Source organism: Flavobacterium silvisoli (assembly GCF_004329815.1).
GTDB classification, from domain to species: Bacteria; Bacteroidota; Bacteroidia; order Flavobacteriales; family Flavobacteriaceae; genus Flavobacterium; species Flavobacterium silvisoli.
Genome location: NZ_SJPE01000008.1, coordinates 95,123 through 108,896 on the forward strand (window position 1 = coordinate 95,123; position 13,774 = coordinate 108,896).

General features: G+C 38.8%; 13 protein-coding genes. 6 read left to right on the forward strand and 7 right to left on the reverse strand.

Annotated features, from left to right (window positions below; genetic code table 11):
* Positions 1-8 precede the first annotated feature (8 nt).
* Positions 9-1,859: a DUF3413 domain-containing protein gene (locus EZL74_RS08265; RefSeq protein ID WP_131476134.1), complete on the forward strand. Its 1,851-nt coding sequence runs from the start codon at positions 9-11 to the stop codon at positions 1,857-1,859.
* 2 nt (positions 1,860-1,861) lie between these two features.
* Here the strand turns inward: EZL74_RS08265 and EZL74_RS08270 are convergent, their stop codons facing one another.
* Positions 1,862-2,506 (reverse strand): class I SAM-dependent methyltransferase, encoded by a 645-nt coding sequence (locus tag EZL74_RS08270; protein ID WP_131476135.1) that lies wholly within the window; start codon positions 2,504-2,506, stop codon positions 1,862-1,864.
* Positions 2,507-2,625: 119 nt separating this feature from the next.
* Here EZL74_RS08270 and EZL74_RS08275 point away from each other — a divergent pair, with 119 nt between their 5' ends.
* The 5 genes from EZL74_RS08275 (at position 2,626) to EZL74_RS08295 (ending at position 7,929) form a co-directional block, all read left to right on the forward strand.
* On the forward strand, positions 2,626-3,582 hold the full coding sequence (locus tag EZL74_RS08275; RefSeq protein ID WP_131476136.1) for a hypothetical protein: 957 nt from the start codon (positions 2,626-2,628) through the stop codon (positions 3,580-3,582).
* Between the two features lie 2 nt (positions 3,583-3,584).
* Positions 3,585-4,727 (forward strand): acyltransferase family protein, encoded by a 1,143-nt coding sequence (locus EZL74_RS08280; protein WP_161971715.1) that lies wholly within the window; start codon positions 3,585-3,587, stop codon positions 4,725-4,727.
* On the forward strand, positions 4,724-5,293 hold the full coding sequence (locus EZL74_RS08285; protein WP_131476138.1) for an L-threonylcarbamoyladenylate synthase: 570 nt from the start codon (positions 4,724-4,726) through the stop codon (positions 5,291-5,293). Before EZL74_RS08280 ends, EZL74_RS08285 begins: the two co-directional genes overlap by 4 nt.
* A gap of 96 nt (positions 5,294-5,389) precedes the next feature.
* Positions 5,390-6,808: a CCA tRNA nucleotidyltransferase gene (locus EZL74_RS08290; RefSeq protein ID WP_131476139.1), complete on the forward strand. Its 1,419-nt coding sequence runs from the start codon at positions 5,390-5,392 to the stop codon at positions 6,806-6,808.
* Between the two features lie 101 nt (positions 6,809-6,909).
* Positions 6,910-7,929, forward strand: coding sequence for a COX15/CtaA family protein (locus EZL74_RS08295; protein WP_131476140.1), 1,020 nt, complete (start codon positions 6,910-6,912; stop codon positions 7,927-7,929).
* Here EZL74_RS08295 and EZL74_RS08300 read toward each other — a convergent pair whose 3' ends face one another.
* The 6 genes from EZL74_RS08300 to EZL74_RS08325 all read right to left on the reverse strand — a co-directional run bounded on the left by EZL74_RS08300 (position 7,930) and on the right by EZL74_RS08325 (position 13,549).
* Positions 7,930-8,685: a LytR/AlgR family response regulator transcription factor gene (locus EZL74_RS08300; protein WP_131476141.1), complete on the reverse strand. Its 756-nt coding sequence runs from the start codon at positions 8,683-8,685 to the stop codon at positions 7,930-7,932. It abuts the gene before it with no gap.
* A gap of 14 nt (positions 8,686-8,699) precedes the next feature.
* Positions 8,700-9,014 carry a 2TM domain-containing protein gene (locus tag EZL74_RS08305; protein ID WP_131476142.1) on the reverse strand — a complete coding sequence of 105 codons (315 nt, stop codon included), beginning with the start codon at positions 9,012-9,014 and terminating at the stop codon, positions 8,700-8,702.
* Positions 9,004-9,306: a 2TM domain-containing protein gene (locus tag EZL74_RS08310; protein ID WP_240034576.1), complete on the reverse strand. Its 303-nt coding sequence runs from the start codon at positions 9,304-9,306 to the stop codon at positions 9,004-9,006. The genes EZL74_RS08305 and EZL74_RS08310 overlap by 11 nt, the downstream gene beginning before the upstream one ends.
* Positions 9,307-9,308: 2 nt before the next feature.
* Positions 9,309-10,640, reverse strand: coding sequence for a 2TM domain-containing protein (locus EZL74_RS08315; RefSeq protein ID WP_131476144.1), 1,332 nt, complete (start codon positions 10,638-10,640; stop codon positions 9,309-9,311).
* A gap of 5 nt (positions 10,641-10,645) precedes the next feature.
* A complete protein-coding gene (locus EZL74_RS08320) occupies positions 10,646-11,266 on the reverse strand; it encodes a tetratricopeptide repeat protein (protein ID WP_131476145.1) in 621 nt (206 codons plus the stop codon).
* Between the two features lie 141 nt (positions 11,267-11,407).
* Positions 11,408-13,549: a TonB-dependent receptor gene (locus EZL74_RS08325; protein WP_131476146.1), complete on the reverse strand. Its 2,142-nt coding sequence runs from the start codon at positions 13,547-13,549 to the stop codon at positions 11,408-11,410.
* Positions 13,550-13,774: the final 225 nt, after the last annotated feature.

Sequence of the window (13,774 nt, forward strand, 5' to 3'; positions counted from 1 at the left end):
CAAGTTACATGGACATTACCAAAAACAACCTGAAAAAACAACTCTATATTGTTTTTATTTTTAACGTTATTGTCCTGCTGATTATCTCTAAAAAGTACAGTGCTTTTTTTGAAAATGCCGATACTTTATTCACCAAATTTTACTTAACCATCACCACCTTCAGTCACTTTTTTCTGTTGGGTACTTTGCCCATTTTACTGAGCCTGATGACTTTATTGCTCACAAAATCCAAGCGATTAACCAAGGGCATTCACATTTTGTTTTCGGTTTTGGTGATTTTAATTATACAGATTGATTCTACTATTTTCGGGCAATTTCGCTACCATATTTCACCCATAGTGTTGAAACTAGTTTTCGGAAAACGTTCGGGAGATATCTTTCAGTTTTCGGCTATCAACATTATCATTGCGGTTCTTTTTGTAATCGGATTGGTTGCTTTGCAGTTTTTCTTTTTCTTTTTATCGAAAAAAATCATAGCCAAAGACGTCAAACTGCGTATCAAAGCCACCATGGCCTTCTTTGTTTTCGCTACACTTTTCAGTCATTTTGTATATGCCTGGTCGGATGCCAATTATTACCGTCCGGTAACTCAGGTTAAAAATGTGTTTCCGGTTTTTTATCCGCTGACGGCTGACGATTTGTTGGACTCGATGGGACTGGTTGACCAAGCCAAAGCCAAACGCAATAAAGAAATAGCCAGTACTGATTTCAGCAACAAAACGGTGAATTATCCTTTGCATCCGATTGTTTCCGAAACTTCACCAACCCCAAAAAACATCTTGTATTTAATCATAGATACATGGCGTTACAATTGCATGACGGAAGCGATTACGCCTAATATTTATAATTTTTCGAAAAAATGTCAGGTATTTGACAATCACATCAGCGGTTCTAACATGACTACCGGAGGTGTTTTTTCTTTATTTTACGGTATTCCGGCCACCTATTTTGACACGTTTACCGGTCAGGAAATTGCACCGGTTTTTATGAATGAACTACAGAAACAACAATACGATTTATTGATTTACGGCAGTTCCGGATTAGAGAATCCGCCATTTAACAGAAATGTTTTTGCCAAAGTACCGAATCTGAGAGTTTTTTCAAAAGGAGAAACACCGTCTGAACGAGATTTGACCATCAACAACGAATGGATGGCAGCTATTGAAAAACGCAATACCAAGCAACCGTTCTTTGGGTATTTGTTTTATGATTCGGCTCACGGATTTGATATTCCGAAAAATTACAAACTGAAATTCAAACCGTCCTTGGCAGAAGTCAATTACCTGGAAATGGATGATGATTATGACCCAACATTGCTATATAACCGCTACTTAAACTCGCTGCATTATATTGATGAATTAGTAGGCAAAGTACTCCAACAACTGGAACAAAAAGGCTTATTGGAAAACACTTTAATTGTGATTACCGGAGACCACGGTCAGGAATTTAACGATTGTAAAAAAGGCTATTGGCAACACGGCGGCAATTTCTCCAAATACCAAATCAGAACACCGATGATGGTTTTTGATGCCTCAAAAGCAGCCAAAGTTTATAACCATCAAACCATACACTACGATATTACCGCCACAATCATGAAAGATTATTTGGGCGTGAAAAATGATTTGAACGATTTCAGTTTCGGGAAAAATCTGTTCGTTCCTAACAAAAGGGATTACTTCATTTGCGGTTACAATCAAAAGTTTGCCATCATCGAAAAAAATAAAATCACCAATATTTATCCTTCGGGACTCTTTGATGTGACCGACGGGATGCTCAATCCGCTCAACGACGAGAACATCAATTACGATTTGGTTACCGAAGGTTTAAGCGAAATGAATCGTTTTTTCGTTAAAAAATAAACTTATTTCTTAGAAGCTACCGTGGCATACTGCAGGTAGAAAATATCCATTTGGGTAAAGAAAAAAGGGATGTTGTATAAGTATGGCTTAATTGATTTGGTTCGGTTGATTCCTTCATTTACCTGAACATGGTAACCCGCCTCTTCATACATACGACGGATGCTTTTTTGGGTATAAAATTTCAAGTGAGTAAAATCCATGATTCCGTGATCACAATATTTCCAATCTTTCCCGATTAGTAATTTAAACAACTCATTGTGGTAACGCATATTCGGAATAGAGCTGATTACAACGCCTTTATCGGTAAGTTTGTTTTTCAATTTAGCCAAAAAACTCCCCGGATCAAACATATGTTCCAACACATCGTTAAAATAAATGGCATCGAAATAATTATCGGGTAAATCATCAATAAAATCTTCGCACATACCGGTAAACACTTTGTCTAAAATGCTTTTGGCAGCTTCCGCTTCATCGGGCATCATTTCAATTCCCCAAAATTCACCTTGGTGTGTTTTCTTGATTTCTTCTATAAAACAACCGTTACCACAACCTACTTCCAGTATTTTTTTAGCATCTTTTGGCAGATACTTTAGCATTTCATAACGCACTTTACTGTAATAATGACTGGGTTTGTTGTTGTAATCCATAATTGTTTTAATTTTTTTTCAAAGATAGATTTTTTTTAAATAAACCGCCAAGGGTATTTTCAATGAGAACAATTACTTGGTGGATATACCTATATTTGTGCACAAATTATTCCGGGCATATGAAAATTACACTGATCAGCTTTGACAATTGGGGATTGAACAAACACATTGCCACTACTTTAGAACAAAGAGGCCATGAAGTGCATCACATTGATTTTCACAGTTTCAGTTATCAATACCCCAATGTGTTGCATAAGGTGTACAATTTTTTCCTTAAAACGTTTTTTAAAAAGAATATTAAAAACATTTATTACGGTCAGGAAATCATTAAAAAACTGAACAGTTTTGATCAAAAACAAGACATTATCCTAACCATAAAAGGGGATTTTATCGACCCTAAATACCTACGCGAACTCAAACAATTTACTTCTAAATCAATCGGATATTTTAACGACAACACGTACCGCTGTCCCAAAATAAAACGAGCGATTCCTTGTTTTGACGAAGTCTATTCGTTTGAAAAAGAAGATTGTAAAACTTACGGGTTGCATTTTGCTCCGAATTGGATTTACAGTCAAAAACCGGAAACCAAACCCGAATTTAAATACGATATTTTTAACATCAGTTCTAAAGACAAGCGTCTGACTACTTTGCTGAAAATTGCTAAGGATTTGAAATCAAAGAACATCCGGTACAAATTCATGGTTTTGGACAAAGATACTTCGGCACAATCAGAAGATATTGAATACTTTCACACCAAAATACCGCTGGAAGAAATGACCCAACTCATTGCTGCTTCTAAAACGTTGTTAGACATCAACCGTCACGGCCAAAAAGGCCTCACATTCAGAGTATTTGAAAGTTTGGGATTAGAAAAAAAACTGATTACTACCAATCCTGAAATCACGTCTTACGATTTTTACAATCCGAATAATATTTTGGTAATTGATGAAGAAAACCCTAATGTTCCGGTCGAATTCTTTTCAAACGAATACGAAAAACTGCCCGAAGCGCTCTATTATAAATACACGTTAGAGGGTTGGGTTGACCAAGTAGTTTTTGGTAAAACATTATGAGTATGAGTGATTCTGTTTATGTTTACCTGATTCCGGTCTTCATCATTTTATGGATTACGGTAATTGCTGTCAACAAACTAATTAAACTGGAACTGACCCCGGTAAAGTATCCCGAGATTGATGGTTTGAGAGGTTATTTGGCTTTTTTCGTTTTTTTGCACCACAGTTACATTTGGTACCAGTACCTGCAAACCAAAACTTGGAGTGATCCAAACTCCAATTTATTTACACACTTTGGACAAACCAGCGTGGTATTGTTTTTTATCATTACAGCTTTCCTTTTTATAACTAAATTACTCGAAAGTAAAACTGATTTTGATTGGAACCACTACCTGAAATCACGTTTCTTTCGTTTGTTTCCCATGTATTTCTTTATTGTTATCGTAATCCTAATCATGGTGGGTTATTATACCTATTGGCAACAACATGACTCCTTTTTAAATCTACTAAAAAGCATCAGTTCCTGGTTGTTTTTTACCGTAGCCGGCGCCTCTGATGTCAACGGTTTTAAAGATACATTCCTGATGAATTCGGGGGTGAGTTGGACCCTGCCCTACGAATGGATGTTCTATTTCCTGTTGCCGGTTTTGGCTTTGTTGTTCCGAAAAAAAGTCCCGCGTAAAATCATCCTACTATTTACTTTTACTTTTCTGTTAATTCTGTATATTAATCAAGGTTCGGCCAGACATTTTATGCCGTTTATCGGTGGTATCGCGGCCGCAGTTTTACTGTATAAATTTGACCTGAAACCCATAACTGAAAAAGTTGTTTTTTCGTTCATCGCCATAGCACTACTGGCATTTTCTGTGGTCTTTTTTGAAAGTGGCCGAAAGCCCGTTCCGTTGATTAGCGCTTCACTGTTCTTTATTATCATCGCTTCGGGCAATTCGCTTTTTGGCTTACTGACGAATACACTTTCACGGAAATTGGGGCAAATAACGTACAGCTTATACTTAGTCCACGGAACATTGTTATTTATCCTATTCTTCGGAATCATCGGAATCGAAAAAGCAGCCAAACTGAACCAGTACGAATATTGGGGAATAATTGCGTTAACTGTGATACCTTTGCTTTTCATCAGTCAACTTACATTTAAATACATCGAATTGCCGATGATGCATTTTATTAAAAAACAAAAACCATGAACGATATCAATACTGAAGTACACCACGCTTTTGAAGTCATCCAAAAGGGAGGCATCATCCTCTATCCTACCGATACCGTGTGGGGCATTGGGTGTGATGCTACCAATGCGGAAGCCGTAAAAAAAATCTACGCGCTCAAGCAACGCGAAGAAACTAAGAGCATGATTGTCCTGATGAATGGCGATAAAATGATGTACAACGTTTTCAAAGATATCCCGGAAACAGCCTGGCAAATTTTGGATTTATCTGAAAAACCAACGACCCTAATCCTTGATAATCCGAGAAATGTAGCCTCTAACATCATAGCCGAAGACCAAACCCTAGGTGTACGAATCGTAAAAGAACCTTTTTGCTTTAAATTAATGGAGCGTATGAAAAAACCCTTAGTTTCTACCTCAGCCAATATTTCGGGGCAACCCACACCAAAATCTTTCAAAGAAATTTCACCCGAAATTATAAAAGGTGTAGACTATGTAGTAGATTTGCAACACGACAAAATTTGTGACAAACCCTCCACGATTATCAAACTTTCGTTGGATAATCAAGTGAAAATTATTCGCAAGTGAATGTGATTTAAGAATGAAGATTAGCGAATTTAGATTACAGCATTATCAATTACATCAAAAATCGACAATCGTTAATCAACAATCAACAATCAAAAAATGAAGTACACCAAAGCCTTAAACAATAAGATATTCGACGTCATTGCCAAAGCAAGTCAAGAACTCAATATTGAAAGCTATGTCATTGGGGGCTTTGTTCGCGATTATCTGTTGCAACGCGATTTTAAAAAAGACATTGATATCGTGGCTGTCGGCTCCGGAATTGACCTTGCCCTGAAAGTTTCCGAACTCCTGCCGCACAAACCTAAAGTGCAGGTGTTCAAAAACTACGGCACTGCTATGTTGCGCTATAAGGAAATAGATGTTGAATTTGTGGGCGCCCGAAAAGAAAGTTATGCCGAACACAGCCGGAATCCGTTGGTAGAAAACGGCACTTTGGAAGACGATCAAAACCGACGCGATTTTACCATCAATGCCTTAGCGTTTTCACTAAATCAACACAATTATGGCGCATTGGTGGATCCGTTCAACGGCTTGGCCGATTTGGAAAACAAAATCATCAAGACTCCACTGGACCCCGATATCACATATTCCGATGACCCGTTGCGAATGATGCGCGCCATTCGGTTTGCGACCCAATTGCATTTCACCATTGAAGCAGAATCGCTCGAAGCCATTTCAAGAAATAAGGACCGCATCAAAATCATCTCAGGCGAGCGAATTGTAGACGAGTTGAATAAAATTTTGTCGACCAACAAACCCTCTATCGGATTTTTGCATTTGTATAAAACCGGATTATTAGACATTATTTTACCCGAATTGACAGCCCTCAACAACGTAGAAGAAATTGAGGGACACACACATAAAAATAACTTTTACCACACCTTGGAGGTGGTTGACAATATTTGTCCGAATACCGATGATGTTTGGTTGCGATGGGCGGCTTTGTTGCACGATATTGGCAAAGCACCCACCAAGCGTTTCAACAAAAAGCAAGGCTGGACGTTTCACGGACATGAATTTTTGGGCAGTAAAATGGTCAAGAAAATCTTTGAACGCCTGCACATGCCTCTGAATCACAAAATGAAATTTGTGTCCAAAATGGTCATGCTCAGCTCCAGACCAATTGTGCTGTCAGAAGATATTGTTACCGATTCGGCCGTGCGTCGTTTGGTATTTGATGCCGGCGAAGATGTCGATAACCTGATGACCTTATGTGAGGCGGACATCACAACCAAAAATCCGGCTAAATTCAAAAAATATCACAACAATTTTGACATTGTCCGACGCAAAATTATTGAAGTAGAAGAACGCGACCATGTGCGTAATTTTCAACCGCCTATTTCCGGTGAAGAAATTATGACTTTGTTCAACCTGCAACCTTCCCGTGAAATCGGAGTTTTGAAAGAAGCGGTGAAGGAAGCGATTTTGGAAGGTGAAATTCCGAATGACTATCGGGCGGCTTATGATTTTGTTTTGGCGAAAGCCCAAAAAATGGGATTGAAGAAAGTCGACTGATCTAAAACGATTTAACTTAAAAAGGCATTAATAGATTTTTATAATTTGTTTAAGGCTAAAAAAAATAAAGCACAGTAAATTTGCAACTCAGCGACTCAAAAATGAAAAAAGATACATCAGTCATTATTTGGCTACTTTCAGGATGCGTTTTAGTATTTATAATGGTGGTGGTAGGCGGTATCACCCGCTTGACGAATTCAGGTTTATCTATGACCGATTGGCATTTGGTTACCGATACTTTTCCACCAATGAGTGAAACGGCCTGGCAACATGCTTTTGACGAATACAAGAAATTTCCGGAGTATCAAAAAATCAACATCCACAATGATTTTCAACTGGACGATTACAAGTTCATTTATTTCTGGGAGTGGTTCCACCGGTTTATCGGCAGAATCATAGGCTTGGTTTTCATTGTGCCTTTTATATACTTTTTAATCCAAAAAAGAATCGACAAAGCTACTTTACAAAAATGCTACATCCTTCTGGGAATGGGTGCTTTACAGGGATTTTTCGGTTGGTTCATGGTGAAAAGCGGTTTGGTAGACAACCCGGATGTGAGCCATTTCAGATTGTCATTGCACTTGACTTTTGCCTTTATCACATTTGCTTATACCCTTTGGGTGGCGTTGGATTTGATTTATCCCGAAAGAAATCAAGTCATTATCCCTCTGAAAAAACTGGCGCGCATTACCTTAGTTTTTCTTTTGCTCCAAATCATTTACGGCGGTTTCGTAGCCGGACTCAATGCCGGATTAATTCACAACCATTGGCCATTGATGAGTGACGGACAGTTCTTTCACGACAGCATTACTTTGGAACAAAACAACTGGTTGCTTCGCCTTACCGAAGGTAAAAGCGGCGTACAGTTTGTGCACCGAATCATGGCTTATGTGGTGGTGGGTTTGATCTTGTTTTTATACTTCAAAAGCAAACAATACAATTTATCAGCACCACAACAAAAAGGATTAAACGCATTGGTCTTTATCGTGTTTCTGCAGTTTACCCTAGGCGTTTTGACACTGTTATACAGCGTGCCGCTTTGGTTGGGATTAACCCATCAGGTAGTCGCCTTCTTTTTGTTGACGGCCATGACCTATACCTTACACCGATTGAGTAAATAGCTAACCCAGCCATTCCTTAAAATCATTCACCCGTTCCCGCGCCACTATGACCTCATCGTCTTTGTAGGTGGGCAATATCACTTTCAGGCGTGAATTGCTGTAAAGCTGAATTTCTTTAATGGCTGCCAACGGCACAATGAATTTGCGGCTTACGCGATAAAAAGCTGTCGGGTCCAATTCGGTTTCGAGTTGTTCCAGAGTAGTGTCCAAAAGATAATCCCGGTTCTCAAACGTATGCAGGTACGTGCCTTTGTTTTCACTGAAAAAACATTCTACCTCTTCTATGTTGACCATCTTGAGTTGTTGTCCCATTTTGATGGTAAAGCGTTTTTTGTAGCTTCTCTCTACAGGGTTTACCAGCATTTTCTTGATCATTTCAAAATCGAGCGATAAGTTGGGTGCCCCGATGTTTCTGGCCTTGAATTTATTGACCGCCGTTTCCAAATCGTCTTTGTCTATGGGTTTCAGCAAATAATCAATACTGTTGAGTTTGAACGCGCGCAAGGCATATTCGTCATAGGCTGTAGTGAAAATCACAGCACTTTTGATGTCAATGGTTTCAAAAATTTCAAACGATAAACCATCCGAGAGTTGGATGTCGAGAAAAATCAAATCGGGGTGATCATGCTGGGAAAACCAATGGATGGCTTCTTCTACAGAATGAAGCAACGTACTGACCTGTAGTCCCAATTTTTCAACCTTGCGCTGCAACAGTCGGGCAGCCGGTTTTTCGTCTTCGATGATGATGATGTTCATTAGTTATGCGAAATTTATTCCCATTTATTATTTTTTTCTTTTTCCATCAGTTCGTTGATTTTTCGCGCCTCCCATTCCTTGCTCAAAATAAAGGCCGGCATGAAAACCGAAAAGCCGTGCGCCACCAATCCGATGCCCCAAAAGAAAGCCGTCGAAAAATTGCGCCATGCCAAATAATCGCCGTGAGATGCGCGCACATTGGCAACATAAATAAAGACATTTACAAAGACAAACACCAGCAAGTGCATGTAAAACCCTTTGATTTTTTTCACTCGTTTTGCCGCTTGTTGGTAGCGTAGTTCTTCGCTGTTGTAGGGGTTATTTTCCATGATTTCCTCGTTTTTCCTGATCCATAAATTCTTTAAGTTTGCGCTCTTCCCAATCTTTGCCCAAGAACGGCGTATAGTCAAAGGCTTTCATGCCGTGAAATGCCAATCCGATGCCCCAACCCAACATGGGCCAAAAGAACCACAATTCTTCCGGTGTATATTTGAGGTTGATGAACAGCAGAAACAAATTGACAACGATATAAGAAATCAAATTGCCGTAAAATCCTTTTATCTTTTCGACCTTCTTTTTGGCTTGCTGGTAGCGCTCGTATTCTTGTTGATTCGTATCCATGATTACTTCCATTTGTGTTGTTTGTCTTTGTTCATGATTTCTTGTATCTTTTTTTCTTCCCATGATTTTCCGTAGCCAAACGTTTCTAAGGCGTGGAATAACAATCCCATTCCCCATCCGCACATAGGGAACCAAAACCACTGAAAACCGCCGCTTCTGAGGTTGATGAAAATCAGAAACGGAATGACACAACAGTAGGAAATCAAATTGCCATAGAAGCCTTTGAGTTTTTCTACCCGTTCTTTGGCCCGAATAAAAGCCATGTTTTCGTTATAAATATTTTGAGTTTCCATATAAGCGATTTGTTTGGTTAAAATGGGAATTTTTACTTTAAAGCAATCGGCGGTTTCTTCTATCAAAACTTTGCGTTCCGAGATTAAACCGTAGCGATTGACTATATTTTGCAGGCCAACCCCACGCCTATCCTGCAACACTTCTTTCTTTTGCAAATTATTCTCAACAATCAGGTAATTGTTTTCAATATAAATTTTAATATGCAAAGGTTTCTTTTCACTGACAATGTTGTGCTTGATGGTGTTTTCGAGCAACAGCTGCAGCGAAAGCGGTACTACTTTGGCTTCAGGATTATCATAATCAATGGGCACTTCATACGTAATGCTGTTTTCAAAACGCATTTTGAGCAGGTTCATATAGGTTTTGGCGAAAGCCAATTCTTCTGGAACCGAAACCAGTTCTTTGTCTTTTTGTTCCAACACATAACGGTAGATTTTAGACAGTGAAGTAGTAAATTTTTGCGCGTTATCCGGATTTTCCTCTATCAGCGAACTCAATACATTCAGACTGTTAAACAAAAAATGGGGATCGATTTGATTTTTCAAACTCTCAAACTGAGCCGAAGCCGTACCCGCAATGATTTTTTGTTCCTTTATCTTGCTGTCACTATACGCTTTGTAAAAATAAAAAGCATAAAAAGAAAGAGAAACAATAACTGTAATGACCAATGAAAAAACGTAATTACCCGGCTTTTCATGAGCAATGAATGTCTGAAACGTATGTTGATTAACTATGATTTCCTGAAAAGCACGTAACAGAAAAATTACAACCAATGTCAGTACAAACGAACTCAGGACTCCAATAATTATTCTTTTTAATGAAAAACGACTGTTTTGAAAAACCCGATCAAGATAATGAAACAAGGCCCAGTTGCTGAAAGAAAGAGAAAACGTATACAAGGCCGTATAACCAAAATGGATCCACAACTTGCTGTTAAAATGAAATTCGCTTCCAAAAATAACATTCAGAACTTGTATCACTACAAAAATAATGATGGTCAGTACTATCGTTTTTACCAATATCCTGAAGAATCGTTGCATCTGTTTTATTTGCAGTTTTTAAGGGTTTGTTCCGCTCTTTCCAAGCCCCAGTTCGGGTGAAAAGCTGACTCGGGTTTAAATTTAGCAAATAAATCTATCGATTTGGCCACCTGCTCACACAATGGTTTGGTATCGGCACCGGTCCATCGGGCACTGTTAATTTCAAAATCCGCTTTACAAAATACCACTCTTGGATTTTCGGGTGCAATTGCCAGTGCTTTGTAATACTGTTCCATGGTTTTACCGGAGTATTTCATACCGTTAGTCATCGGATCCTGAACAATCAGTGCGGTATATAACATCGCCTGCAAAACCATGATTTCAGGGTTATTCGGGCTCAGCAAACCGGCATTATCAATAGCACTTTGTGCTTTATCTAACATGGCCGGAACCTTTTCTTTATTAACCGGATTAAAAGAAGCCGTTACATTGACCATACCAACATAATAATTGGGTAACCAATTTGACTTTTCAGCAGAAGCTATTCTTTCAAACATGGCTGTAGCATCTTCTGTTTTGCCTTCTTTCCATAGTAACATGGCTTTGCCCATTCCTTGTTCGTATTGACCTTGTGCTGTTACTAAAGAACAAATAAACAGGGTAAAGGCGGTAATGATTGTTTTCATGATTTTAAATTTAGATTGATTTACTATTGATTGAAACTCTAATTGATGCTTCAAAAGTATTTCGATTTTTACTCCTTAAAAATTAATACTGACCGAATTGTTGATTTTGGCGGATGAATTGTTAACGCACTCCCGTACAAATTACAAATTTTTCAATTGATTGTCTTTTTTGTTGTCGCTAATCGTCCAAAAGAAGCCTACAAAAAAGAATCGGTCAGCAGTCGGAGCAATTTCTCTTCGGTCGTACACCCCATTAGAATTCGGAGTTTTTGCATATTCATAGCCAAAGACATTCTGCGTTCCCAAAATATTCGACACCGAAAAATACAATATCTTTTGCTGTGACAATAAATAGGCCCAATTGAAGCTCAAGCTGTTATACAATTTGGTTTTGCCGTTCATAAAAGCCGTTTCATTCGGGTTGTTATAAGGTCTCCCGCTGTTGAACTGATGCGTGAATCCAATCTGTGATTTCCAATCCGAAATCCAGTATTTGGTTACTAACGACAAACTGTGGGTCGATACAAAACCTGGTGTCACCTCAGCAACATAGTTTTTATAATTTCTTTTGGAATCAATATAGGAATACGAAATCCAGTATTCTAAGTTTTTGATTGAATTTCCGTCTCTCCAAAACACATCCAGTCCTTTGGCAAAACCAGTTCCGTTGTTGTTGAACTGCGAATTGTATTGTGCACCATCGGTATCGTATTTCACCAAGTCGCTGTATTTCTTAAGATACAACTCGGTGCGTAACGTTCTGTTTTTCTTTACATATTGGTAATTCAAAATGTAATGAGACGCTTTCTCAGTTTTAAAATCGTTTGAATATTTTAAATATTCCTGTTTGGGTGCCTGTTCAAAATTTCCGTAAGCAAAAGAAAACTGGCTGTTTTTTGACACTTTGTAGGCAACAGAAGCTCTTGGCGAAAAACTGTTTTGGTCAATATAATTGTTGTTTGAAGCTCTGACTCCCACTTTAGCTGCAAAGTTTTTCGAAAAGAAAATATCCGCTTCAGCATAAACCGCAGCAATAACCGCATCATATCCGCTGTTAAATGCGGTGTTGTAATCCTCATCAAATCGGGTAATAAAATAATCCGAACCAAAGTTAAGCTTCACTCTTTCAGACAGCTTTTTGGTCAGCTTCAACTTCATGTGTGAAGCCTGTTCGGCATTATTCAATCGGTTAGTATTTAAATCCACTTTGTTCTGCCCGTATCCGTAACTTAAGCCGGTAAACAACTGCCATCCTCCGCTAAAATTGCCTTTATAAGAAGTATTCAGATAAAAATTATTGTTGTTCAAATTCACCCTAACCTTCTCAGGCTGGTTGATATCTTCCTGATTTAAATCAAAGCGGGCAGCGTCAAAAGCCGCATAAAATTTAAAGATGCCATTGTTCAACGAATAGCGGTATACCGTTTCCCCGGAAAGCGACTGGTAAGGACGATTCCAATCAACATTCTGAGGAATAGCTTTCTGATAGGCGGCCAAATCAATGTAAGCCGTGTTCACACTCAAGGAGCTTTTTTGCCATTTTTGAGTATTGCTCAATCCGAGTCCGACGGTCATCAGGGAAATATCAGTTTTGTTCTGATCGGCTTCATCCTGAGTGTTAAGCAATAACACACTTGACAGCGCCTCGCCATATTCCGCAGAATATCCTCCCGTAGAAAACGCAATCCCGCTAAACAAAAACGGCGAAAATCGACCCCGGGTGGGTACGTTATTGGTGCTGGCTCCATACGGTTGCGCGACCCGGATGCCATCAACAAACGTCTGAGTTTCATCGGCCTCACCACCACGTACAAACAAACGGCCGTCTTCACCCACCGTTTGGGTTCCGGGCAAAGTTTGCAAAGCCGCAATGATATTTCCGGCCGAACCGGCTGTAGTCACAATGTCCAAAGGTTTCAGTACCGAAACCCTGCTTTTTTCTCCGGCACTAAACGTGCCGGCAGTTACAACCACGGCATCCAGGGTATTGACACTTTCCTTTAATTTAAAAGTCTTGCCTTTGCAATTGGCCACATCAACAGCAATTTTTAATGTTTCAAAAGCCAAATAACTAATCACTAAAATTTGGTTTCCCTTGGCCTCAGTCGTAAAACTGAAATTCCCTTTTTCATCCGAAGTTGAACCATCGTACGTTCCGTCAATAAAAACATTGGCACCTGCAACCGGCTTGTTTTTTTCGTCTACCACGATTCCGCTAACGGTATTTTGAGCAGTACTCAGATAAACAGAAAATAAAAAAACTAAAGCGTAAAACGTTTTCATGTATTGTGATTTTTGATGGCGCAAAGATTCCCCAAACGTTAAAACTATACAATTTTAAAATACCGAATTGTTATTTTTTCAGGATGAAGTGTAGAGTATGGTGCAATTTGTGATTGATCTACCAAGACTTTGAAGAATCAGGTATTGGTACACAATATCACAAAGTATGTATGGAAAAAGTCTAACCCTTCAAACAAAATCAATAAGTTTCTCTAAAAGAATTCA